Source organism: Sulfurirhabdus autotrophica (assembly GCF_004346685.1).
GTDB classification, from domain to species: domain Bacteria; phylum Pseudomonadota; class Gammaproteobacteria; order Burkholderiales; family SMCO01; genus Sulfurirhabdus; species Sulfurirhabdus autotrophica.
Map to the genome: position 1 here is coordinate 23023 of NZ_SMCO01000012.1, position 25465 is coordinate 48487.

Annotated in this window: 23 protein-coding genes; 21 read left to right on the forward strand and 2 right to left on the reverse strand. The window is 44.2% G+C overall.

Annotated elements, in window-relative coordinates:
* Positions 1-17: 17 nt before the first annotated feature.
* The 21 genes from EDC63_RS11830 (at position 18) to EDC63_RS11930 (ending at position 23371) form a co-directional block, all read left to right on the forward strand.
* Positions 18-734, forward strand: a complete 717-nt coding sequence (locus EDC63_RS11830; RefSeq protein ID WP_223248180.1) for a methionyl-tRNA formyltransferase — start codon at positions 18-20, stop codon at positions 732-734.
* On the forward strand, positions 734-1780 hold the full coding sequence (gene pseI / locus EDC63_RS11835; RefSeq protein WP_124945442.1) for a pseudaminic acid synthase: 1047 nt from the start codon (positions 734-736) through the stop codon (positions 1778-1780). Before EDC63_RS11830 ends, pseI begins: the two co-directional genes overlap by 1 nt.
* 26 nt (positions 1781-1806) lie before the next feature.
* Positions 1807-2760 carry a class I SAM-dependent methyltransferase gene (locus tag EDC63_RS11840; RefSeq protein ID WP_124945443.1) on the forward strand — a complete coding sequence of 318 codons (954 nt, stop codon included), beginning with the start codon at positions 1807-1809 and terminating at the stop codon, positions 2758-2760.
* A gap of 30 nt (positions 2761-2790) precedes the next feature.
* Positions 2791-4605, forward strand: a complete 1815-nt coding sequence (locus EDC63_RS11845) for an LIC12162 family transferase (RefSeq protein WP_124945444.1) — start codon at positions 2791-2793, stop codon at positions 4603-4605.
* Between the two features lie 115 nt (positions 4606-4720).
* Positions 4721-6148 carry a lipopolysaccharide biosynthesis protein gene (locus EDC63_RS11850; protein WP_165922989.1) on the forward strand — a complete coding sequence of 476 codons (1428 nt, stop codon included), beginning with the start codon at positions 4721-4723 and terminating at the stop codon, positions 6146-6148.
* A gap of 168 nt (positions 6149-6316) precedes the next feature.
* Positions 6317-7078 (forward strand): class I SAM-dependent methyltransferase, encoded by a 762-nt coding sequence (locus EDC63_RS11855; protein ID WP_165922990.1) that lies wholly within the window; start codon positions 6317-6319, stop codon positions 7076-7078.
* Between the two features lie 7 nt (positions 7079-7085).
* Positions 7086-7946 (forward strand): class I SAM-dependent methyltransferase, encoded by an 861-nt coding sequence (locus EDC63_RS11860; protein WP_132920936.1) that lies wholly within the window; start codon positions 7086-7088, stop codon positions 7944-7946.
* Complete coding sequence (locus tag EDC63_RS19090; protein WP_124945447.1) at positions 7934-8551, forward strand: acyltransferase; 618 nt, start codon at positions 7934-7936, stop codon at positions 8549-8551. Before EDC63_RS11860 ends, EDC63_RS19090 begins: the two co-directional genes overlap by 13 nt.
* Positions 8523-9728 (forward strand): glycosyltransferase, encoded by a 1206-nt coding sequence (locus EDC63_RS11870; RefSeq protein WP_165922991.1) that lies wholly within the window; start codon positions 8523-8525, stop codon positions 9726-9728. The genes EDC63_RS19090 and EDC63_RS11870 overlap by 29 nt, the downstream gene beginning before the upstream one ends.
* Before the next feature lie 44 nt (positions 9729-9772).
* Positions 9773-10546, forward strand: a complete 774-nt coding sequence (gene rfbF, locus EDC63_RS11875) for a glucose-1-phosphate cytidylyltransferase (RefSeq protein ID WP_124945449.1) — start codon at positions 9773-9775, stop codon at positions 10544-10546.
* On the forward strand, positions 10543-11616 hold the full coding sequence (gene rfbG, locus EDC63_RS11880) for a CDP-glucose 4,6-dehydratase (protein ID WP_223248187.1): 1074 nt from the start codon (positions 10543-10545) through the stop codon (positions 11614-11616). Before rfbF ends, rfbG begins: the two co-directional genes overlap by 4 nt.
* Complete coding sequence (locus EDC63_RS11885; RefSeq protein ID WP_124945450.1) at positions 11613-12062, forward strand: dTDP-4-dehydrorhamnose 3,5-epimerase family protein; 450 nt, start codon at positions 11613-11615, stop codon at positions 12060-12062. The genes rfbG and EDC63_RS11885 overlap by 4 nt, the downstream gene beginning before the upstream one ends.
* Positions 12059-13021, forward strand: a complete 963-nt coding sequence (locus EDC63_RS11890; RefSeq protein ID WP_124945451.1) for an NAD-dependent epimerase/dehydratase family protein — start codon at positions 12059-12061, stop codon at positions 13019-13021. The genes EDC63_RS11885 and EDC63_RS11890 overlap by 4 nt, the downstream gene beginning before the upstream one ends.
* 31 nt (positions 13022-13052) lie before the next feature.
* Positions 13053-13835 carry a glycosyltransferase family 2 protein gene (locus EDC63_RS11895; protein WP_165922992.1) on the forward strand — a complete coding sequence of 261 codons (783 nt, stop codon included), beginning with the start codon at positions 13053-13055 and terminating at the stop codon, positions 13833-13835.
* Between the two features lie 30 nt (positions 13836-13865).
* Positions 13866-14777, forward strand: coding sequence for a glycosyltransferase family 2 protein (locus tag EDC63_RS11900; RefSeq protein WP_124945453.1), 912 nt, complete (start codon positions 13866-13868; stop codon positions 14775-14777).
* An 87-nt stretch (positions 14778-14864) separates the two neighbouring features.
* Positions 14865-17774, forward strand: coding sequence for a murein biosynthesis integral membrane protein MurJ (gene murJ, locus EDC63_RS11905; protein WP_124945454.1), 2910 nt, complete (start codon positions 14865-14867; stop codon positions 17772-17774).
* 155 nt (positions 17775-17929) lie between these two features.
* Positions 17930-19039 carry a glycosyltransferase family 4 protein gene (locus EDC63_RS11910; RefSeq protein WP_124945455.1) on the forward strand — a complete coding sequence of 370 codons (1110 nt, stop codon included), beginning with the start codon at positions 17930-17932 and terminating at the stop codon, positions 19037-19039.
* Entirely contained in the window at positions 19036-19644 is a 609-nt protein-coding gene (locus tag EDC63_RS11915) for a sugar transferase (protein ID WP_124945456.1), read from the forward strand. The genes EDC63_RS11910 and EDC63_RS11915 overlap by 4 nt, the downstream gene beginning before the upstream one ends.
* A complete protein-coding gene (locus EDC63_RS11920; protein ID WP_124945524.1) occupies positions 19634-20278 on the forward strand; it encodes an acetyltransferase in 645 nt (214 codons plus the stop codon). Before EDC63_RS11915 ends, EDC63_RS11920 begins: the two co-directional genes overlap by 11 nt.
* Before the next feature lie 20 nt (positions 20279-20298).
* A complete protein-coding gene (locus tag EDC63_RS11925; protein WP_124945457.1) occupies positions 20299-21513 on the forward strand; it encodes a DegT/DnrJ/EryC1/StrS family aminotransferase in 1215 nt (404 codons plus the stop codon).
* Positions 21514-21547: 34 nt separating this feature from the next.
* Positions 21548-23371, forward strand: coding sequence for a polysaccharide biosynthesis protein (locus tag EDC63_RS11930; RefSeq protein WP_124945458.1), 1824 nt, complete (start codon positions 21548-21550; stop codon positions 23369-23371).
* 55 nt (positions 23372-23426) lie between these two features.
* Here EDC63_RS11930 and EDC63_RS11935 read toward each other — a convergent pair whose 3' ends face one another.
* Together EDC63_RS11935 and EDC63_RS11940 are read right to left on the reverse strand one after the other, a co-directional pair.
* Positions 23427-24482, reverse strand: a complete 1056-nt coding sequence (locus EDC63_RS11935; RefSeq protein WP_124945459.1) for a glycosyltransferase family 9 protein — start codon at positions 24480-24482, stop codon at positions 23427-23429.
* A complete protein-coding gene (locus EDC63_RS11940) occupies positions 24479-25465 on the reverse strand; it encodes a CgeB family protein (protein WP_124945460.1) in 987 nt (328 codons plus the stop codon). Before EDC63_RS11940 ends, EDC63_RS11935 begins: the two co-directional genes overlap by 4 nt.

Sequence of the window (25465 nt, forward strand, 5' to 3'; positions counted from 1 at the left end):
CTTTGAAGAATGCGACGATGAGCAACAATCAACTTAAACGATGCTGTGTCATAGCGACAAGTCGGGCGTGGAACCAGGATATGGTTGAGCGACTGGGTGCTTTGACCGGACGAGATTTCAGGTTGATTACTACTCCGGGAGAGCTGACAGTAGAGAAATTGGCCCCCATTAATCCTGAATTTATATTTTTCCCGCATTGGTCGCATCATATTGATTCAGGTATTTATGAGCAGTTCGAGTGTGTGATATTTCATATGACGGATTTGCCCTTTGGCAGAGGGGGAAGTCCGTTGCAAAATCTGATTGCACGCGGCATCTATGAAACCAAGATTTCAGCACTTCGTTGCGTGGAAGAAATGGATGCAGGGTCAATTTACCTGAAGAGGCTATTCAGCCTTTATGGCTCGGCAGAAGAGATTTTTATACGTGCATCCAGTGTCATCGAAGATATGATCGCAGAGATACTGCAAAAACTACCTGAACCAAAGCCGCAAGAGGGGGAGCCCACAGTATTCAAGCGGAGAAGACCGGAAGACGGTGATTTAGCCACAGCGCAATCACTGGAACAGATGTTTGACCAGATCCGCATGCTGGATGCGGAGGGTTATCCTAACGCATTTTTGAATATTGGGCCTTTCAAGTTTGAATTTACCAGGGCATCACAGAAAGTCGGCCAGATAATGGCGGATGTACGGGTTACGCTGGTCGACAACGTCAAAGAAAGAGATAACTAATGATCAAGATAGGTAATTTTGAGATCGGGCAGCAGAGCAAACCTTTTGTTATTGCTGAAATGTCCGGTAACCATAACCAGTCGCTGGAACGCGCATTGGAAATTGTCGAAGCCGCAGCCAAGACCGGTGCTCATGCGCTGAAAATTCAGACTTATACGCCCGATACCATGACGATTGATCTGGACGAGCGTGAATTCCATATCAGCGATCCTAAGAGCCTGTGGGCAGGCACTTCGCTCTATAAGCTGTATGGCCAGGCCTACACGCCGTGGGAATGGCACAAAGCTATATTTGACCGGGCGCGTGAACTCGGGATTATGGCTTTCAGCACGCCGTTTGATGACACGGCGGTAGACTTTCTCGAAAGCCTGGATGTGCCATTCTACAAAATTGCGTCCTTTGAGAATACCGATTTGCCTCTGATTCGCCGCGTGGCAGCAACGGGTAAACCGCTAATCATTTCAACTGGCATGGCTACCGTGGCAGAGCTTGATGAAACAGTTCGGGCTGCACGTGAGGCCGGTTGTCAGGATCTGATTTTGTTAAAATGTACTAGCACTTACCCGGCTACTGCCGAGAATACGAATATTCTTACTATTCCGCATCTGCGCGAACTGTTCGGTTGTGAAGTGGGGCTGTCTGATCACACCATGGGTATAGGGGTATCGGTGGCAAGCGTTGCGTTAGGTGCCACTGTCATCGAAAAGCACTTTACGCTCAATCGTGCCGATGGGGGGGTGGATAGCACCTTTTCCATGGAACCTGCGGAAATGGCACAGCTCGTAGTGGAAACAGAACGCGCTTGGCAGGCGCTTGGGCAGGTCAGCTACGGGCCTACAGAAGCTGAAAAGAAATCTATACAGTTTCGTCGCTCTTTGTATGTTGTTAAGGATCTTGCGGCAGGCGATGTCCTCACGCGTGATAATGTCCGGGCAATTCGACCCGGTTTGGGTTTGCCACCAAAATATCTGGAACAGGTTCTAGGTATGACTGTAAAACAAAATGTTAAACGTGGGGAGGCTTTGGGATGGGGGTTGCTTGCGTAAGATTATTTCATTTAATGAGGCCATAATTGGATAAGAAACAAGACTTTTCACTACGCTCTGACACTGCAGAACTACGCAATTTAATCTTAGGGATGCGTGCTGCCTATGCACGAGGTGAGAATGCTATGGAATTCGCACGTCAGACTGCGGGTGCTGGGGGGAACTCGCTTGTTTCTACGCTGCTTGCTTACGATCTTCAAGCCGGCTCTTACATTTCGGAAGCGCGAGCAAATCCGGAGGCGAATGCGCTCTGGTGTGCGCAGTTAGCAGGAATTTTAGATCCGTTTATTACAGATCAAAGTTCAATGTTAGAAGTTGGCTGTGGTGAAGCCACCACACTTACGGGTGTTCTGCGGCACTTACGAACCATTCCTCAGCATGCTTTGGGGTTTGATATCAGTTGGTCACGTTGTGCCGAAGGTCTCGGATGGCTGTTAGAAAAAGAAGTCAATGCACGACTGTTTGTGGCGGATTTGTTTGAAATCCCATTAGAAGATGGAAGCGTGGATGTTATTTACACCTCGCACTCGCTTGAACCCAATGGCGGACGAGAAGAGGAAGCGATTCGCGAACTGATGCGTGTCGCTCGTCGCGCAGTGGTTCTGATCGAACCAATTTACGAACTGGCCAACATGGCGGCGCAATCTCGTATGCGCCATCATGGCTATGTGCAAAGTCTTAAAGAAACTGCCGAGCGTCTGGGGGCGAATGTTACTGACTATCGCTTGCTCGACCACATAAATAACCCTCTCAACCCAAGTGGGTTGGTTCTTATTGAAAAGAGTGAAATCATCAAAGCGGTGGGGGGCGCCCCAGCTTGGCGTTGCCCACTTACGCATATCCCGATGAGTGATCTGGGGGATGTTTTTGTCGGTGAACAGTCTGGATTAGCTTATCCCGTTTTACGCGAGATTCCGTTGCTGAGGATGGAGCACGGGGTGATAGCTTCGAAGATCCACGGATCAACCAAGAAGAAATGATGCATGTTTAGGTGGGAGCTGTTGGGCTAAATGAATAATATTCATGCGAATGGAAATGAAGAGGTTTTTCTTGTTACGACAGCGTTAGCAGAGTTTTGGGATACAACGAAGCCAATTATTTTTCTGGGCGAGTGGTGTTTACGCTATAAACAACACGCATTTTGGGAAAAAGTTGACGGTAAGCTTATGGAAAGCCCTTTTCGTGAGCATGAGCAGACCAAGGAGGCTTATGATTATATCAATCGGCTGTATGAAAAAATATTGCCTTTGCTTGGAGACGCGTTAAATTCGATTCATGAGGTAAATTATAGCAATCACTATTGGAGGATAGTTGTTGGACCTTGGCTTCATTACTATTTGTCAACAGTATACGATAGGTATATACATTTAAAGAGCGCAATGGAAAAGCACCCGAAGTGCACCACTATCGGATTATCGGAGGAGTCATTTGTTACCCCTCATGATACGCTCGATTTTATTTGTTACCTTTTAGAAGATTCTTTCAACCTCCAGATTTATACAAAACTGTTGTCTGCTTTGGGACGAGCGTTTCCAAGAAAGAAAGTGCAAATTAACTCCAACACGTTGTATACAAAAATGCAATCTAGCTCACTGAAGTCAAGAATATTTAGTAGAGCATTAAAAGTATGTTTAGATTTGTTTGCCAATATCTGGCACCCCACCTTACTAGTAAGTCCATATTTTTCTAGACATGCAGAATTTCAGTTGCTATTTAAGAGTTACGGGAAAGTATTGCCATTTCGAGCTATTAAGAAGAATTGGTCTTCAGTTTCGTGCGACAAAGCTATTCGAGAAAAATTGAAGGTGATTCCGCTTGGAAAGGATGAATTTGAATGCTGCTTATCGAGTATGCTGTTTTCGGACGTGCCGCATTGTTATTTAGAAGGATTTAAGGGGAACAAAGAGTCGGCCGACACGATTTATCCCAAAAAAGTGAAAGCGATATTTAGTGCAAATAGCTGGTATTACGATGAGCCATTCAAACATTGGGCAGCAACATCTGCTGATAAGGGCGCTTTGTTATTGGGAGCTCAGCATGGTGGAAGTTATGGGGGGCTGGCAATGATGGTCAGTGAGAATCACGAAACGGCAATAACGGATTATTATTTTTCTTGGGGGTGGGAACGAGCAGATTGCATGTCCAGGGTAATTCCATTCTCAGCTACTAAATTAGCAGGTAGGGAAAAAATTGGAGCGAATAATCAGCAGTTTGGTATTTTATGGGCAGGTACAGCTTTACCAAGATATTTGGTGCAGTTTCCATTATTGCCAAAGTATTTTAATGAATACCTTTCATGGCAAAGGCGCTTCGCTAACGTATTGTCGCAAAATGCCAGAGCCGAAGTTCGGGTGCGGCTTCTGGATGAAGATTATGGTTGGGATATTGCTCAGCGACTGATTGATACCTTTCCAGATATTAAAATTGAAACATCGACGGTGTCTTTTCTGGAGAGCCTCGGTAATTGTCGGCTATATGTATGCGATCATTTCTCAACGACATTTGCCGAGGCTCTCGCGGCAAATAAGCCAACTATCCTGTTTTGGAACTCCCAAACTAATGAGTTGAGGCCTGAGGCTCAGTCTTATTTTGATTTACTTCGAAAAGGCGGGATTCTTTTTGATACGCCGGAAAGTGCTGGGGAGGCCCTCAATCAAATTTATGATGACGTTGAAACTTGGTGGAATGATTCAGAACGGCAGAATATTGTTGAGATGTTTTGTGAGCGGTTTGCCCGGAATTCTCCTGATGCTATTGAATTGTGGGTCGCTGAATTCAAAAGGTTAGAAGCGATGCCTGGACTCAAGGTTAATCGCGTCGGATAGTTATCAAGCCATGCTTCATTCTAGGTCAGTAAAAACCAGATTCTTGGTGTCCGTTGGTTCCAATAGTATCCGAGGCATGATCGGTTTCGCTTCCGGATTGCTTATTGCGCGTGGTTTGAATCCATCTGGATATGGCGATTTAATGTTCCTTTTGGGTAGTTTTGTCGCCATTCGGTCGTTGCTGGATATGGGAAGTTCAAGTGCGTTTTACACCTTCATGTCCCGGCATGTCCAAGGACCCAGATTCTATTCATTCTATTTTACTTGGTTGGTATTGCAATTTGTAATAACGCTGTTGTTCGTTGCATTGATTATCCCTGATAATATTTTTGCAAGAGTTTGGCTAGGGCATAACCGAGAAATTGTTTTAATTACCCTCTTGGCGGCTTTCATGCAACAACAAGTCTGGCAGACGGTTAGTCAGATCGGTGAAAGCATGCGGAAAACTGTAAAGGTGCAATTGCTGAACCTTTTCATTGCAATATTCTATTTGGCGATGGTTTCATTATTGTTGATTCTGGAGAGTATGTCGATAGAAAACATCCTGTTTTTAATGATTGTCCAATATGTACTCGCTACGCTATTGGCCTACCAGTTTTTCAGAGAAGATCAAGCTGGGTTCGTTGAAAAAGACGCAACTCTCAAACAAATATTTCAGGAATATTGGGTGTATTGCAAGCCCCTGATCGCGCTTTCTCTGGTTAGCTTTTTGTACGATTTCGCTGACAAATGGATGCTTCAAAAATTCGGAGGGTCGACACAGCAAGGTTATTTCCAGATCGCGAGCCAGTTTTCAACTGTCAGCCTTTTAGCAACAACTTCAATTTTGAGTATCTTTTGGAAGGAAATTTCCAATGCGCTTGCAAAGCACGACCACGCTAGGGTCACTATGCTCTACCATAAGGTAAGTAGAGGGCTTGTTATGTTGGGGGCAATTATTACCGGATTATTGCTTCCATGGGCAGAGCAGATTGTGACGGTTTTCTTAGGACCGTCGTATGTGCAGGCTTGGCCAGTACTAGCGATTATGTTGCTTTACCCAATACATCAATCGATGGGGCAAATTGGTGGAACTATGCTTTTGGCTGGTGGGCATACACATAAATATATGGTTGTGAGCATGATGATAATGTTAGTTTCTGTTCCTTTTTCTTACCTGATGCTTGCCCCGGCTGCTGGGGCGTTGGTTCCTGGTCTAGGGATGGGGGCTGTCGGTATCGCGTCAAAAACTGTGTTATTGAGCATAGTCGCCGTAAATATTCAGGCATTGGTTATAGCGCGATACAGCGGATGGAAGTTCGATTGGTTGTATCAGGTGATTGGCATTCCGTTAATGGTTGGATTGGGTTATTTGGCTAAGATGTTTGTGGGATTGTTGTGGAACTCAGATGGGACTGGTAATATGACCGACCTGATTATTTCGGTTATGCTTACATTCTTGGTTTACGGTATTTCTGTTACGTTGGTGTTATGGTTGCTTCCATGGTTGTTCGGTATGGAAAGGGAGGAAATTGAATACCTATTTAGGAAATCTAAATCCTGAAGTGGCGGTTTACGTAAGCAGAGGATGGAGCGGACGAAGAAAAGTCATGCGATTTGATTCAATCCTAAAATAAATGGCTCCAGATATTATCAGGGACGATAAGGCGCTGGCTGAATGTTGGTGCGATTTTATGTCCATTCCCAATCCCAAGTTAAGCGCTCAATAAGAATGAATCCAGCCAGCATCTACAGCGATGGAACCTACATAGAGCATAATCCGTCACTTCATCAGGAAGACAGCGCTTACAAGATGACCTATCTCGAATCTTTGCTAGAGACGATCGAGTGGCCTAAGGGATTGATTCGTATATTAGATGTAGGGGGCGGTGCAGGAATATTGGGGTGGCTTGTGTGCGAATGGTTTCACCAGCATGGTTATACCGTAGAGTGCTGGGCGCTAGACCTTTCTGAGGAAATGCTGGCTCTGCAGCGCGCTCATAATCCGTATATTACTGAAACCAGGTTAGGTGGCATGGAACAACTTGGAAATCAAGATTTTGATCTTGCACTGGTTATTGATGTGATTGAGCATGTTCCAGAGCACCACCTGTTTTCAGAGGCGCTGAATCGTAGAGCGAAATACATCTTGTATAACATTCCTATAGAGCAAAACCTGTTTGATGTACTCCGCAATCTGTATATGCGGGGACGTTATTACGCTTTGCAAACAAAATCATTAGGGCATGTACATTTTTTTACTCCGGGCGCTGCCAAAGCCTTTGTCCGCGTTCACCATCAGTTGTTGGGAACGCGCTTTTCTCATTTCGCGATGCATCTTCTCACGACAGATCATCCTGCCTATAAGATTCAATTGCAACACCGGTTGCGCTATGTAGAGTTGAAATTGTCGGCATGGATTCGCCGTTGGCTATGCAGCTTGGCGCCATGGCTGGTACAAGGTTCGCTTTTCATATTGGCACGCAGGAAATAATGGGACTATGCGACTAACAGATAAGGATTACTGGGAGCGAGTTTATGCGAAGAACTCAGGTGCGCCGGCAATATCTCCGCCACCTGCATCTCGGCGTAGTAAGGAATGGTTGCGACGTTTGTTGGGGCAATCTTTGATTACTTATTCGGAGCCGTATGACGATTATCTCCTTTGGGACGTTATTTTGCCTTCCTATTTTGGGGATGCAAAGGGCAAGAGCGCGATCGAGATCGGAAGTGCACCGGGAAACTTTATGGTGAAGTTGGCCGACAAATTTAGTGTGGTTCCCTTTGGTGTTGAATATACCGCGGCTGGAACTGCGGCTAACCGTTTGACATTTTCTGAGCATGGCTACAATCCAGAAGGGGTGATTGAAGCTGATGTATTTTCGTCTGATTTTCAGGCTGCATACCGTGGAAAATTCGATGTGGTTATTTCACGGGGCTTCATTGAACATTTCAGCGATCCGAAAAATGTGTTAGATGCACATCTCTCACTTCTTAAACAGGGTGGTCTGCTGATTGTATTGATTCCTAATTTGCGCGGTATTTACTGGGCTTGGACTTGGTTGTTCAACCGGAAAGAGCTGCCATTACATAACCTTGATATTATGCGAATTAATCATTTTCGCACACTGTTTGATCCTTCTAGTGTCGATACACTGCGCTGTAACTACCTTGGTACCTTTACTTTCTGGTTGTTCACTGCCGAGTCATCGGCGCTGTTTATGAATAAAGTCTTGCGGGGTATGCACTTGGTTCAGCGAGGTATTAATATAGGGTTTCGATTGCTGTTTGGGCGAAGAGGATGTGAAACAGCGTGGTTCAGCCCCAATTTGCTTTTTGTGGGGAAAAAATGCAAGGAATGACGGCGTGGGGGTGGTTGGCAAAGCTTCTCGAAATTCCGGCGCTCTGTCACAATGCAGCACGAAATCTGGATTATCGATCGCGAATGGGTTGGTGTGGGCGAGGTGTACGCTTCAGTACGGGCATCCACATTGAATATCCAGAATATGTTTGGATTGGTGATGGTGTCTACCTTAATGACCAATGCTGGATCAGTATTATTCCACCCAAATTGGCAGACAGCGCGCCTATACTTAAAATTGGTGCAGGCACTTATATTGGGCGTTTTGCCACACTTGCATGTATGCAGCGGGTTGAGTTGGGCGAAAGGGTTTTGATTTCGGATCGTGTGTTTATAGGGGATGCCATGCACGGATTCCAACGACTTGATTTGCAGATTGCTGATCAGCCAATGGTTTCCCCTGGGCCTGTATTTATTGGTGATGGAACGTGGATTGGTATTGGTGCGTCGATCTTGCCAAATGTTCGGATTGGCCGGCATTGTGTAATTGGGGCTAACGCGGTAGTAACGAGAGATGTTCCGGATTTTCATGTGGCAGCGGGAGTTCCAGCACGTATTCTGCGTAAAATTGATGAGCATGCAACGTCCGCTGATTGTTTTCCTTGAAAGCTATGTTGCGGGCGGCGCCGATCAGGTTGTGGCGTCTCTTCTGCCATATCTCGTTAAGCGAAGACCGATAGAGGTCTTCGTGAATGCGCGTAGTGATACTTCGGTGTTGCTTGCTAAGCCATTGCCCCCAGGAGTGGGCCTGCACTATTATGCTTGGCCAAATATTGCTGAATGGGCTAATTGGTCCCGGCAGGCGGGTACCAGTTGGGGGCGCCTTTGGCGACAATTTTTAACGTTGAGTTTACGTTATCCATGGCTGATGTTTCTTACTGTTCTTCTTTTTTTTCGATTAAGAGCGTTAGCCCCATGTGCCGTCTGGGTAAATAACGGAGGTTATCCGGGTGGGGACACTTGTCGTGTTGCAACAGTTGCTGCGGGTTGGTTGCGCAATTGTCGTGTTATACATGTGGTACATAGTATGGCGCAATCACCCCGGATTCTGGTAAGACCATTTGAGTGGTTGCTGGATCGTCTCGTGGATAGATCGGCTACGGTTGTGGCTGTATCAAATGCCGTGGCACGATCGCTGACTGATGTGCGCGACATTCGCCAAGTACCGATGGTGATTTACAACGGCCTCAATGATAGCTTCCCAACACCCCCTCCGCCCGCGGTTGGGCCAATTCTTCGTGTGTTGCAGGTGGGCTATCTGGATAGCAATAAAAATCAAGCCCTCTCAATAAGTGCTTTAGGGATGTTAAAGCAGAATGGTATTAGATCCATTGAGTTGTTGCTGGTGGGAAAGGAAGTGGAGCTTGGCTTCCAAGCAGAACTGGAGGCTTTGGCCGAGAGGTTGGGGGTTTCAAATCAAATTCGATTTTCTGGATTCGTTAAGAATGTTGATCCTTTTTACACCGCTTGTGATGTGGTAGTGTTGACCTCAAAAGTCGAGGGTTTGCCAATGTGTTTGATCGAGGCAATGCGTGCGGGACGGGCGGTGGTATCGACTCGGGTTGGCGGCGTGCCTGAACTCGTGGTTGAAGGAGAGACCGGTTGGCTGCTGTGTAGCTCCGGTTCTGAAGAATTGGCCCAGATTTTTCGGCACTTGCTGGAAAGGAAGGAAATTTTGATATTGGCAGGGGCGGCAGCACGGCTGAGGTTTATGGCTGAATTTCAACTCTCACGCCAAGTTTCTGAATATGCGAATCTACTAGGGATTTCTGCAGAAGCATAGCAGGAAGCTAGTCGATTTTGAATAATACTTAAGGTGACATGCTTATGAAAGTCGTGATTCTGTGTGGCGGCTACGGAACTCGGATTCGAGACGTTGCAGATAATATTCCCAAGCCAATGATTCCAATTGGGCGCTATCCAATTTTGTGGCACATCATGAAATATTACGCAAGCTTTGGGCATCAGGATTTTGTGTTATGTCTTGGCTATAAAAGTCAGGTGATCAAGGATTTTTTTCTGAATTATGAGGCTCACACCAAGGACTTCACAATAGAACTAGGCAAGCGAGAGAAAATTGAATTTCATACTGATCATGATGAATCTGATTGGCGAGTAACGCTAGCCGATACGGGTATGGAAGCAATGACTGGAGCGCGTATCGCGCGAATTCGGAAATATGTTGGTGATGAAGATTTTATGCTGACTTACGGCGATGGTGTGGGAGATATTGACGTTGAGGCTTTACTGGCTTTCCACCGTTCGCATGGAAAAACACTGACGGTATCTGGAGTGCGTCCACCAGGCCGATTTGGAGAGTTGGTCAGCGATATGGGGCAGGTGGTAGAGTTTAACGAAAAACCCCAGGCAACAGGAGGGAGGATTTCCGGCGGATACTTTGTTGCAACGCCTAAATTGTTTGATTATCTGGATGATGCTGAAGATCTGGTGTTTGAGCAGGAGCCCATGCGTAAACTGGTGGCTGATGGTGAGTTGATGGTGTTTGAGCATGATGGTTTTTGGCAACCAATGGACACAAGTCGTGAGTATCAATTGCTTAACGCGCTATATGAGCAGGGAAAAGCGCCGTGGGTGAAATGATGGCTACGGAGTTCCTGTCTGTTTTTGCCGGTCGCCGCGTGATGGTAACCGGACATACCGGTTTTAAAGGCTCATGGTTGGCTTTCCTGCTCAACGAGATCGGTGCGGAAGTATTGGGGTATGCGCTCCCCGCAGAACAAAAGGAGAGTCATTTTGTAGTCTTGGCGTTGGACAAGTCAATTCGACACGTCGAAGGTGATGTGCGCGATGGGACGAAGCTCACGGAAACTATGGCTGGTTTCCAGCCTGAGTTCGTATTTCATTTGGCTGCTCAAGCTTTGGTGAGGCCATCCTATACGGATCCAAAAGCAACATTTGAGACAAATGTGATGGGTTCAGTGAATCTGCTGGAAGCTGTGCGCCAGTGTGAATCAGTTCGTTCTCTGGTTTATATTACCTCTGACAAATGCTACGAAAACCTGGAATGGGTGTGGGGGTATCGGGAGAATGACCGATTGGGAGGGTACGATCCTTATAGTGCCTCGAAAGCCGCAGCAGAAATTGCCTTCTCGGCCTATGCGCGCTCCTTTTTTGCCCATCGTCCTGAATTAGGTGCCGCAACGGCACGGGCCGGCAATGTGATCGGAGGTGGCGATTGGGCATTGGATCGGATTGTGCCAGATTGTATCCGCGCTATTGGTTTGGGTAAGCCAGTTGTGTTGCGCAACCCCAAGGCTACTCGGCCATGGCAGCATGTCCTAGAGCCACTTGCCGGTTATCTGTTGCTTGCAATGCGCTTGCGGGAGCAACCATTGACTTATTCAAGTGCCTGGAACTTTGGCCCACCTTCCAGTGAAGTGCGGACCGTGTTACAAGTGGCGGAGCAAATTGTAAGTCGTATCGGGCGTGGAAGTGTCGTTATTGAACCCAGCGAGGTAAAATTGCATGAAGCAAATTTACTGCAACTTAATTGTGACAAGGCGCACCGATTGCTTGGTTGGAAACCACGCTGGAACGTAGAAAAAACGCTGGAAGCAACTGCTGACTGGTATAAGGCGGTGATGGATGGTGCTGAGGTTGCTATGGTTACCCGCCAACAATTGCGAGATTATTTTCCGGAGCTAAAATGATTGATGGTGTAATTATTTCCCCCCTACGGCAGATGCTTGATGAGCGAGGCAAGGTCATGCATATGTTCAAGGTTGGCGATCCAGCCTTTCAGCAGTTTGGTGAGATTTATTTTTCCTGCGTATACCCTGAGGCTATAAAGGGTTGGCATATTCACAAGGAAATGACTCTTAATTATGCTGTGCCACACGGGCATATTAAATTCGTGCTTTACGACGATCGACCAGAAAGTCCAACTCGTGGTGAAGTGCAGGAGATTTTTATGGGGTCGGACAATTATTGTTTAGTGACTGTGCCCCCCATGGTGTGGAACGGATTCAAGGGCATCGGAATGGAGATGGCCATTGTAGCAAATTGTGCCAGCATTCCCCATTCACCGGACGAAATTGATCGTCGTGATCCTTTTGATCCGGCTATTCCATATGACTGGGCAATCAAGCACCGATGAGTGGAACTGTTCTTTTAACCGGGGCTATGGGGTATGTGGGTGGGCGCATCGCCCAAACATTGGCTGAAAAAAACAGTGGAACGCTTCGCATGGCAAGTCGTACCCCTCCCATTCATCGTCCGGTTTGGCTGGCGCGTGGTGAGATGGTGGCTTTGGATTTGTTCAGTGATGAAGATTTGCAAAAGGCATGCAGTGGTGTCAACTGTATAGTGCATTTTGCAGCTATGAACGAGATTGATTGTGCACAGTATCCTCAGCAAGCGCTTCAGGTAAATGGGTTGGGTACGCTTAGACTGCTACAAGCCGCAATAAGCGCTGGAGTGGAACGATTTATTTATTTTTCAACTGCCCACGTATACGGTGCGCCATTAGTGGGAGATATTGATGAAGAGCTTTTGCCTAGGCCAATTCATCCGTATGCGATCACTCACAGAGTTGCTGAAGACTTTGTTTTGGCCGCTCATGATTGTGGTGATTTAACGGGTATTGTGGTAAGGCTTTCAAATGGGCTGGGCGCTCCAACTCACCCTGAGGTAAACCGATGGACCTTGATTGGAAATGATCTTTGTCGCCAAGCCGTTCAAAATAAAGAACTGACATTACGTTCGAGTGGTTTGCAATGGCGTGATTTTGTCACTATGACAGACGTAGGCAGGGCTGTGCTGCATTTGATGGGTCTTTCTAAATCAGCGTGTGGTAATGGTTTGTTCAATCTTGGCGGCGCAAACTCAATGCGTATAATTGATTTAGCAACCCATATTGCTGAGCGCTGTGGTGAAGTGCTCGGGTATGTTCCACCTATCACAAGACCTCAGCCCAATTTCAGTGAAAAGGATATTGGGTTAACTTACCGAATGGATAAATTGCTTTCAACTGGTTTCAAATTAAGTGGCAATTTTGATGAGGAAGTCGATGCGACCCTCCGTTTGTGTAATCAGTATTTTGGCGGAGCTAGGTGACTTCGAGTGATCGATCTCAAGGGGATTTTGTTTGATTAACGAAGCACCTTTGGTTTCTGTCGTCATTCCTACCTATAATCGGGTAGGGCTGCTGCGCGAGACAATCGGGTCAATTCTGTCTCAGACGCTTCAAGATTTCGAGATTATTATTGTTGATAACATGTCCATTGATGGAACAGAGGACTATGCTTCACATCTTGATGACTCCAGAATAAGATACTTCAGAAACCCCAATAATGGGGTGATCGCTGTAAATCGCAATTTGGGGATTAGGCATGCCAAAGGTAAATACCTGGCTTTCTGTGATGATGATGATCTTTGGATGCCAGAAAAGCTTCAGCGCCAAATAGATGTTATGGAGAACAATGTCGATATTGGACTCTGTTATACCAATGGTTATTCATTTCGAGAAAACGATGTTATACATACTCGGCTGGCTAGAAAAAGGGTATTTAGTGAACATTTTCGTCATTTGCTATGGGAAAACTGCATTCCCAGTTCAAGCGTTCTAGTCAGAAAAGTAATTTTTGAAGAAACTGGCCTTATAGATGAGAACATAGAATTAGTCGCTGTAGAGGATTACGAGATGTGGCTAAGAATTGCCTATATCTCGAAATTGGCCTATGTGGATGAGGCTTTAATCAAATACAGGTTTCATAATAATATTTCATCAGGACTTGCCAATATAGCATTAAAAAATGTTCGTGCGATAAAGGGCTTAGGGGAAAAGCTGGGAATTAACAGCTTATTAATACTGAGATCGATTTTGCATCAATATGCGAAGTATATTTATTTTCGCTTAACCGGTAGGTAGTCGTGTCTCAAACCCCCAACTCCTTTTCTTATGCATCGCATTAGTTTAATCATTCCTTGTTATCGGGATTCCGCAACGTTAGGCCGGGCAATTGAGTCGGCATATGCCCAAACGATGCCTGCCTATGAAATTATTGTTATTAATGATTGTTCCCCAGAGACTGAAGAAATTGAGAAGGTTTTAAAAGCCTACAAGGATGTTGTTTACTTTAAAAACCCTGTCAATATTGGGTTGGCGGCTACAAGAAACAAAGGAGTTTCCATTGCAGGCGGTGAAATTGTTACATTTCTTGATGCGGATGATGAGTTGCACCCGCAGAAATTAGAATTGCAATATCCATTTGTTGGGAAAAATTGTGTAGTCGCATGCAATGTTGAGCGGGTTGCTATCGGACGTCTGCCTGGACAGTGGTGTCATTATGAGCAGGCAAATGCCAAGCTCTTCCGGGGTTCGAGATGGATGATCTATCGAAATGCCCTGACCGGAGCTTCACTGATGGTTTATAAATGCTTGCTAGAGCGAATGGGCGGGTATGATAGTGACCTGCGTTCGTGTGAAGACTTCGATCTTTGGTTGCGTTTTGCTAAAGAGGGTATACAGATTAATAATATTCGCTTGCCACTGTACCGTTATTATTTTAATCAGAGCGGATTATCGAAGAATTATTTAAATATTTCTAACTGGGAAGTTAAAGTATTGCTAAAACACTTCAGCCGCGAATGCGTGACTTTGAGTAATTCAAAATGGGCGGCTAGCGTATGGGCATTCTATTTATTAAAGCAAATGGCGCGTTATGAAGCTAGCAATGATCCTCAATTGGCAGAATTAATTGATAGTAATCTGTCAAAGTTGGATTCTGTATCATACTTGTTCACTTTGTTGCGATTAATCTGGATTTCTAGACTGCCTAAAGCATACGTTAAGTTGTTTGGTGGATTGTAAAAGTGCTAAAAATAGTAGCCGTGAATCCTCTTTCCAATTTATCAAATTGTAATATAACAATCAGCAGTGAATTTCGGGAAAAAGTGGATGCTTGATCAAAATCAAGTTAATACTAAAACACATATCCATAAGTTTGGTATTCAGCCCTCAATATTATTGTGGATTGTTTTTTTCTGTTATGCCACTTTTATGGCATTGATATTTCAAAAATTAATCTTACCTTTAATTCCGTCGCTACATGCTGGAAAAGGTTTGATGACAAATGATGCTGCATATTTTCATTCGGTAGCCGTAACACTTGCAGATGCTATTAATCAGCATGGCTGGGGAAGTTGGAAGCTATGGCCAGCTCCACCTGGAGCTATGGGGAATGTTGGGCTGCTTGCAGCATTATATGTGCTATTTGGAAATGACCCATCGTTAATTATACCGATCAATGCAGCCGTACACGCGAGCGGGGGAGTGCTGATTTATCTTATTACCCGGAGGCTATGGGAAGGTAATGTAGGCAATGTTGCAGGTGTGATTGCAGCCTGTTTGTTTATTACGTTTCCATCTGCCCTCAATTGGTATGGTCAACTACACAAAGATGGGTATGCAATACTTGGTATATTACTCGTATTATATTCTTGGGTCTGGTATATAGACCAACCCGGGAAATTAAAGGATGCCATTAGACTGGCACTGGGAAGCCTTTTAGGTATCCTTTTGATAGATTTTGTCAGGCCATACATTTTAAATTTGCTCATGATTGCCATTATGGGGTTTGTTGTAGGAATGCTGTTTTTTTCAATTTTCACAAAGAAGCTGGAACGACAATATAGTCATGCAGCTTTTGCAATTGTAGTGTTTGCACTAGTAGTTATTAGTTCGGTGATTTCCATAAAACTGCTTCCTTCATCTGCTTCAATTAATGTAGAAAATGACAGCGAGATAGTTGCAAACATGTATGAGAGTTGCCCGGAACTTAAAAAATGGCAGTGGCATGCTAATGAATATTTGCCTGAGAAGTTTGAACATTATTTGGAAGCTGCTGCACGAGTGAGAGCCTTTTCTATATGTAAAGGTGCTTCAGCAAGATCTCAGATAGATAGCGATCGATCGCCCAATAGTTTTCTGTCAGTTTTAGCGTATATGCCACGAAGTTTAGAAATTTCATTGTTAGCGCCTTTTCCAACCACTTGGGTTCAAAATATTAGCGCAATGAAACTGGTTGGGGTTATGGAAACAGCCATTTGGTATTTGATTATTCCAGGGGTCTTGCTAGCACTATACTATCGTCCTACACCTAAAATTATACTTTCGCTTGTTTTTGCCACAGTATTTTTAGCTATTTATGGTTTTGTTACTCCAAACGTAGGCACCTTATACCGCATTCGATTCCCATATTTATTTGTTTTCATAGTGGTAGGTGCTTTGGGTTGGACATATTTTTTTATGAAAAGAAAAAAATATGAAAATGAAAAACAAATTGACAAAGAAGACACAGAGTTTGAAGTTAATGATCAATCCTTGAGTAAAAATGATGCTCTTTCAAGGAGATCAATAACAACTGCAGGTTTTATGGTGTCAATCTTGACAATGGTTTCTTTTTTAGGCTTGTTTGTTCGTGACGTTTTGATGGCCAGATGGTTTGGTTTGGGTAACGAACTCGATATATTTTTTATCGCAATGATGTTGCCAATGTTCTTTGTTAATGTTCTTTGCGTGCCATTTGGAGCCGCCGTTATACCGTTTTTTATGGAATTAAAGGAAAAGATGTCTGTAGCTTTAGCGGATACGGTCGCTGAGCTTTCTTTTGCGGTCAATGCATTTTTGGCATTGTTATGCCTTGGTATCTATTTGTTGATGCCTATTCTGCTTCCGTTAATGGGATGGAGTTTTGAACAGGAAAAAATAAACCACGTTTCCAGAATAATGTTGTTTGCATTGCCAATATTGTTCTTTAGTGGGATGACAATATTGGGTAATTCTTTATTAAATGCTTCTGGAAAGCTTTCTCAGCCCGCATTGTTACAACTTGTGGTACCTGTCCTGGCAGTTATTGTATTGATATTGTTTGGCCATCAGTTTGGTGTCATAGTTGTGGCTGCAGGTATGCTTTTTGGGCAAATAATCAATTTAGGATTAGTAATTATTTCCCTTAGAGGCCAAGGAATTACATTTTATCCACGCTGGCCTAAGCATTTGAAGTCTGTGTATGCAGTATTGCCGCAATTTACAGTACTTGTTGCATCTGCATTATTTATTAATGCAGCAATCTTAATAGATAATGTTATGGCATCAAGTTTGGATACTGGTAGTGTTGCAGCGTTAAATTTGGGAAATAAGGTGGTGTTGTTTGTTACTGGCGTTATTGGTACGGGTTTGACTACGGTGATGTTGCCATATTTTTCTGGTTTCATGGCTCAACGCCGGCTGAGTGAAATGCGTCATGAACTATCCTTTTTTTTGTTTCTCATTAACCTGTTTGCTATTCCAGTGGCTCTAGGGCTTTATTTGATGTCGGATAATATTGTGCATTTCGCTTTTGAAGGAGGTGCTTTTGGTCGAGAGGAGGCTTCATTGGTTTCACGAGTAGTGAAATTTGGCGTGATACAACTCCCATTTTTTGCCTGTAACGTTTTGTTATTGAAATTTGCGGTCGCGAGCCGCCACAATGCCTTGATAATAGTTACTTCTCTATCTGGACTTTGTTTAAATGTAATTTTGAATCTTGCGTTTATGCCGCATTTTGGGGTGTCAGGTATCGCTTTAGCTACGACACTTTCCATGATGGTGACGACTGGACTTTTGTTAATAATGATTTATAAGTTAAAGCATTTGGAAGGGTTGGATTTAGTATGTATCCTCCTTTTCTGGGCCCTTTTTCTGACAGAAGTTCTCTGTTTATATTATAAAAGCTATGTTGGAGTGTTCGTCGCAACTTTAGCGATGTTGTTTCTGGTTGCAGGAAGCGGCAAATTGTTTTTTGGAAACAAACCTATCTCTATTTAGAGTTCAGGATGAGTATTTACAATTTAAATCCGCGTAACATTGCTTTTTATAAGATGGCGAAATGTTTATAGTCCGATATTTCTGTTTTTCGATTCCTCATATAAAAAAGTTGTAGATCCATTGTGAAAAAAATTTGTATTGTTACTGCAAGTGAAATGACAGTTCAAGCCTTTTTGCTTAACCATTTGAAGGCTATGCAAGAAATCTATGAAGTTTATGTTATTACAAATACAGTGACGCCCGATTTTCTTCAAGCGTTTGGAATTCAAGCTAAAGTAATCCCTTTACGGATTGAAAGGAAAATTTCACTTTGGACAGATTTGCGTGCAATGTTTAGCCTTTTTCTTGTTTTTCGGCAGAACCATTTTGACCTGGTTCATTCGGTTACTCCTAAAGCAGGTTTGTTATCAATGATGGCAGGATGTTTTGCTTTTATCCCGATTCGACTTCATACATTTACAGGTCAGGTTTGGGCAACAAGATCTGGCTTGGGACGTTTTGTGTTAAAAAATGTGGATAGGCTGCTAGGTAAGTGTGCCACACATCTCTTGGTGGATAGTGTTTCACAGAAGGAGTTCTTAGTTCACGAGCATGTTCTCTCTTCAAATAAGGCGACTGTTCTTGTACACGGTTCCATAAGTGGTGTGAATACCGAGCGCTTTAAACCAAATCCCATTTCCCGGAGGAAAATTAGACAGCAAATTGGCATTGCTGAAACTGGCATTCTGTTTCTTTTTTTGGGGCGATTAACCAAAGATAAAGGCATATTGGATTTGGTTGAGGCATTTACCCGGCTTCGCAAAGATAATCAAGAGATCCATTTGCTGTTGGTTGGCCCAGATGAGGATGCAGTTCAAAAGGCTATTAGAGAAGTTAGCAGTGATTGCATAGGTAGTATTAATTTTGTAGGGTTTACTAATACTCCGGAAGCGTATATGGCTGCAGCAGATGTATTTTGCCTTCCCAGTTATCGAGAAGGCTTTGGAAGCGTCATTATCGAAGCAGCATGTGTGGGTATCCCGGCTATTGGTTCGAGGATTTATGGCATTGTTGATGCTATTGAAGACGGAAAGTCAGGCTTGTTGCATGATGCAAAAAATGTTCAGGATTTGTTGGATAAAATGCGATTGTTGGCATCAGACAGCGAGTTGAGGGGTAAAATGGGACGATATGCGCAAAACCGTGCGAAAAGTCTTTTTCCAACATCAATAGTGACTGCGGCACTGTTGGAATATTATCAGGAATTGCTGCCGGAAACGTTATGATAAAACGCTTTCTTGATATGCTTTCTTCATTGATTTTGTTGATACTTTTTTCCCCTGTTATGGTTGTTGTAGCAATCTTGGTTCAGATTTTTATCGGTAGCCCGTTTTTGTTTAAACAGTTAAGGCCCGGCAAAAATGCCAAACCTTTTTATCTGTATAAATTTCGCACCATGAGTAATGAGCGTAATGGCAGAGGTGAGTTTTTGCCTGATGAGTATCGATTGCAGAGATTCGGGAAAATATTACGTCGTTTAAGTTTGGATGAACTTCCGCAGTTGATTAATGTGTTGAAAGGCGATATGAGTTTGGTCGGCCCTCGTCCGTTATTGATGGAATATTTGTCGTTGTATTCTGCTGATCAGGCCAGACGACATGATGTAAGGCCAGGTATTACAGGATGGGCGCAGGTGAACGGACGAAATGCAATCAGTTGGGAGGAGCGATTTAAGCTGGATGTCTGGTATGTGGATCACCAGTCTTTGCTGCTTGATTTAAAGATCTTTTGGCTTACAGTGATGAAAGTATTGCGTTCAGAAGGGGTCAATCAAGAGGGGCATGTAACGATGGAAAAATTTGCGGGCAATGCAAGAAACGATGTTAGATGAAAAAGAATCCATTTTTGTGTTTGGCGCTAGCGGCCACGCAAAAGTAGTTATTGATGCGATTGAAAAGCAGGGAGCGTTTAAAATTGCTTTTCTGATAGATGATAATAAGGCTCTCTGGGGGCAAGACTTTTATGGTTATCCTGTCTATGGAGGCAGGGAAACATTAGTTGCCGAAAGCCAAGAAATTCTGACAGATAGAGGGATTGTCGCAATCGGTGAAAATAATATCAGGTTGAAAGTGGCTGAATGGCTTGTGAAAAATGGATTTAAACTTGTGAGCGTGATTCATCCATCCGTACAAATTGCTCGTGGGGTAAAGGTTGGGCGTGGATCCGTGATTATGGCGGGTTGCATTATTAATTCGGACGCGGTTATAGGTGAAAATGCCATTATCAATACTGCAGCAACAGTGGACCATGATTGTGCAGTTGGTAATGGGGTGCATATTGCGCCAGGAAGCCATCTGTGTGGCAATGTACAAGTGGGTGAGGGTAGTTTGATAGGTGCGGCCAGTGTTATCACGCCAGGTATTTCTATTGGCAATGGGGTTGTCGTTGGAGCTGGATCGACTGTGATTAAAAACGTAAATGAAAATGAAAAAGTGGTGGGTTCACCCGCCCGCATCGTTAAATAAAGATTCTGGATCAATTTGATATGAAATTTGTAGATCATTTGGCCATTGATGGTAATGAGCCACTACGCTCAGAGCCATTCGCCCCTTGGCCTTATTTTGAGCGGGATGAGATAGCGGTTGTCGAAAACGTGCTTGCATCTGGCAAAGTGAACTATTGGACCGGACAAGAAGGCCGCAAGTTTGAAGAAGAATTTGCATCCTTTGTTGGGTGTCAGTATGCAATTGCCCTTGCCAATGGAACGGTGGCGCTGGAGTTGGCTTTGTATGCGTTAGGTATTGGCCCCGGTGATGAGGTGATTCTTACTAGCCGGACTTTCATTGCTTCTGCAAGCTGTGTGGTTATGCGTGGCGCGACTCCAGTTATGGCTGACGTTGATCTGGTTAGCCAGAATGTAACAGCTGACAGCATCCGAGCTGTCTTATCACCCAGGACGAAAGCGATAATAGCGGTGCATTTAGCTGGATGGCCATGTGAAATGGATCCTATCCTAGCATTGGCTAATGAGTATGGGCTGAAGGTAATTGAAGACTGCGCTCAGGCCCATGGTGCAACTTATAAAGGAAAGCTGGTTGGTTCGTTGGGTGATGTGGCAGCTTTCTCATTTTGTCAGGACAAGATTATGACCACTGGAGGTGAAGGTGGCATGTTTACGACTAATGACCGGCAAATATGGGAAAAAGCTTGGGCATTTAAAGATCATGGCAAGAGCTATGATGCAATTTATAACCGGGAAGCTAAGCCAGGCTTCAACTGGGTGCATGATTCTTTTGGCACAAATTGGCGTATAACCGAAATGCAGGCAGCTATCGGGCGGGTCCAGCTTCTAAAATTACCCGCTTGGCTAGAAACCAGGCGGCGAAATGCCCTGATTTTGAGACAATGTTTTGAGAAAATACCTGGATTGCGAGTAACCGTTGCACCAGAATATGTGGACCATGCTTACTACAAATTTTATACATTTACAAAATCAGAAATGTTAAAAGCAGGTTGGGATAGGGATAAAATAATGCTGGCGATTGTGGCTGAAGGCGTTCCATGCTTTAGTGGCAGCTGCAGTGAAATATATCTGGAGAAAGCCTTCCCAAAATCCATGCGACCTCCTGCGAGACTGCCGATAGCTAAACAACTTGGTGAAACCAGCTTGATGTTTTTGGTGCATCCGACGCTTGAAGAAAAAGATATGCACGATATTTGCCAGGCTGTAGAAAAAGTCATGAGAGCTGCGGTGCAATGATCCGAATAAACATAATTTTGGATTTGAGAGCCGAATGAACATAAGAGGTTTGTTGGCTTTTTTACATGATGTTTTGGCTTCGGCAGCGGCGTGGGTTGTGGCTTATTGGCTGCGTTTCAACCTGGATATTCCTCCTTCTTATACCCAGAATATGCTGCAAACCTTGCTCTATGTGGTCCCTGTACAGGCTGCGGTATTCTGGTATTTCGGTTTGTATCGTGGTATCTGGCGCTATGCTAGTTTGCCTGATATTAAGCGGATATTGATAGCCGTTATTTTGGCAACCTTACTGGGTTCGCTTACTTTAATGTTGTTCAGGGCGTCAGGCCAGATTCCTCGTACGGTATTTTTGCTTGATCCCGTTTTGTTAGTGATGTTAATGGGCGGAAGTCGGCTACTCTATCGCGCTTGGAAAGAACATCGGTTATATGGCACATTTCAGTTGCAAGGCTTGCCGGTTCTGATTCTGGGAGCGGGTGATGCGGCGGCTAACTTGATCAAGGCACTTGAGAGAAGTAACGAATGGCGCGTTGTTGGTGTCCTTGATGACAATATACACAAGCATGGAAGGTTGGTTCAGGGTGTGCCTATTTTGGGCAGGCTGGATGAATTGCCTTTATTTGCAACAAAACTATCTGTCGGACAGGCAATTATTGCAATGCCGTCTGCCTCTCATGCCATTCGCAGACGAGTGGTAGGGCTATGCACCGATGCTGGAATTAGGGTTCTAACGGTTCCGTCATTTGAAGATTTGATGTCAGGGAAGGTTGCAGTCTCGCAAATACGGAATGTCGAGCTCGATGATTTGCTTGGGCGTGACCCGGTGGTGCTGGATGATAAACAGTTACACAATTTCTTGACAGATAAAGTGGTGATGGTAAGTGGAGCTGGTGGCTCTATTGGCTCGGAGCTTTGCCGTCAAATTGCTAAATTTAATCCAAAGCATTTGGTGCTATTTGAACTGAATGAATTTGCTCTGTACACGATAGAGCAGGAATTTCTTGAGAAGTTTCCAAAAATCAGTGTGATATCTGTAGTAGGGGATGTAAAAAAACGAGCCAGAGTGGATCAGGTAATTGAGACGCATCAACCTACGGTGATATTTCACGCGGCAGCGTATAAGCACGTGCCTCTCATGGAGAGAGAAAATGCTTGGGAGGCTATGCAAAATAATATTTTAGGAACTTATTGTCTGGCCAGTTCTGCAGTGCAACACGGAGTAGAAAAGTTTGTGCTGATTTCGACTGACAAGGCGGTGAATCCCACAAATGTCATGGGGGCAAGTAAGCGTCTCGCTGAAATGGTATGTCAAGGCCTGCAACAGAAAGAGCAAACAAAGTTTGTGATGGTGAGATTTGGAAATGTATTGGGCAGTACAGGCAGCGTGATACCAAAATTCCGTGAGCAAATTGCAAATGGAGGACCTATTACCGTGACTGACCCCGAAATAACCCGCTACTTCATGTCTATTCCTGAGGCTGCGCAACTGGTATTGCAGGCAGGTTCAATGGGTAAGGGCGGTGAAGTATTTGTCATGGATATGGGTGAGCCGGTTCGTATTGTTGAACTGGCAAAAGACATGATCAGATTGTCTGGATTTAATGAGGAAGATATAAAAATAGTCTTTACTGGATTAAGGCCCGGTGAAAAGCTGTATGAGGAATTACTTGCTGATGACGAGCATACGTTACCTACGCCTCATCCAAAATTGAGAATCGCAAAAGCCCGTGAAGCAGATTTGAAGTGGCTTGAGAAATTGGTAACGTATTTGTCTGAAAGCCCCATTTTGAAAGATGAAGACGTCAGGCGAGACTTAAAAGAGTGGGTGCCAGAGTATTCATGTAGTAATGGTAAATAGTGCTCTTCATCAAAAAGCAAGTTTTCGCTGAGGAGTTAAGCTTACTTTGAATGGTTTATAAGTTGGATTTTTGAAGTAACGCGTCAAATTGTTTTAAAGCAATATCTGGGCTGATATCTTCTACATTAAAGCTTTCAGGCTGCAACGCAATATAGGGCACTCCCCACGGATGCCATCTTTTCTGGTTGGATTTTCCAAAGAAGCAAAGAATAGGTTTGCCAAGTCCTGCCGCCAGATGCATGGCTCCGCCATCGCTACAAATAACGGAGTCACATAGAGATAATGCGGCAATGAGCTCTTCGAGTTTGCTTGTGGGGTAGGCGAGGATCGGTAAGCTGTTTAATTGTGCCCTGATTTCTTGTGCTTTAGTATCATCACCAGGATGCATCGGGTTGGTTTCGTCGCCGGGTGACCATAATAAAATAAATCCAGATTGGTGCCTTGTATGTAATTCTGAAATCAATTCAACGAAATAAGCGCTAGGCCATCTCTGGCTGGGTTTTCTGGCACTGATGTGGATGCCGATCAGCATTTTTGTTTCAGAGAGCCATTGCTGATTTTTGAGCAAGGATTGTGCTTGATCTGTTTCCACTGGAGGAGGCGTAATACGTAGTTGAGGTGGGGGTGGCAGTATGCCTAATGGAGTCAGGAGATTAAAAACGTCTTCTGCTTCATGTATGTCTTCCTGGAAGATATAGGGGATGGGCGTATCGATTTCAATGTGTTGCTCTGTTTGGCTGTGGGAAACAAAGCCAATAATATGTTTTGGCCTAACCATGCGTGCCAATTTAAGAGAGCGTGGCTGAAAATCGGGTGCTGCTAAAATAACATAATCAAAATGCTGTTTTCTGAGTTTAAAAATAAGTCGAATACGATCCCAATACACGCGGAGAGTAGACTGACCTTTAGCGCGATGTTTGGCCTTTGTATAAGCAAAGACATCATCAATATCCGGATTGTTTTGCAAGACGGGTAGGTTATAGCTATTTACCAGCGCAGCAATATACGCTTTGGGAAAATGAGCGCGCAAAGCAAGAAACATGGGTGTGGTGCAAACCAGATCACCAATATTGTCTCGACGGATAACAAGGATTTTTAGCGATGTGCTCATGACAGATAGCTCAGCATAAGTTGGGCTCTTGCAATATAGGAATGATGCTGTAGAAAATATTGATTTCCTTGCTTTGCAATTAATTGCCTTTCCTCTTCATGAGCCAGAAAGTAGTTGATTTTGGTTCTGAGTTCTTCAACGTTTCGCCAACAGGCGATATGTTTATCTTCAGTGTAGGCATCATCTATTTCTGCAACCCAGTCTGTCAGCAAGAATCCACCCGCAGCAGGAACCTCAAAAAGCCTCAGGTTCATGGCCGAGCCTTGTCCGAACCAGTTATGAATATTGAGATTGATTTTTGTCTGATTAAATATTTCGTTAGTCTTCTTACCAAATGCTTCGGGGTAAACACAGGATTTTCTTAACTGGGCTTTATGCCATCCAGGCCCATAAACCCGTAAATCAAAATCTTGTAATTGCTGGACAATGCTTTCCCGATAAGGGGAGTGTGTGCCAACAAAAATGATATCTGCCAAGCTTGTGGAATGCGGCAGAGGATAAAAGGTATGTGTATCAGCAGCTGAGGGCAGGTGCTGAATTCGGGTAACACCTTCTGTTTTATACAGCGCTACAGAGGAAGCATCGTTGGTAAAATAATAGTGATAAAAAGGCGCATTGATAATTGAGCGCTTGTGATCAAGTGGATCATCAATCCAGTAACCGATAGTAGTGACACCAAGTGCGTTTATTTGCTGAATGGTTTCAGGGAATAATTGAACACCTTTAACACAGAGAAACAAGTCAGGTTTTTGCTGTTTGATAACATTGATTAACTGGTCATTGATATATTGCTCCTGCCGCTGTTGCCAACCTTTTGCCCTTAAGGCGCGAGGCAAATAGCGTTCTAGCGGAGGTTTGATATCATAATCAAAATAGGTGACCTGATGGCCTAATGCTGAAAATGCTTGGCCAAGGTTCAACCCAACTTTTGTGCGGCCAATTTTTGTGGGTGTGGCAATGACAAAATTCAGCGATTTGGTCAT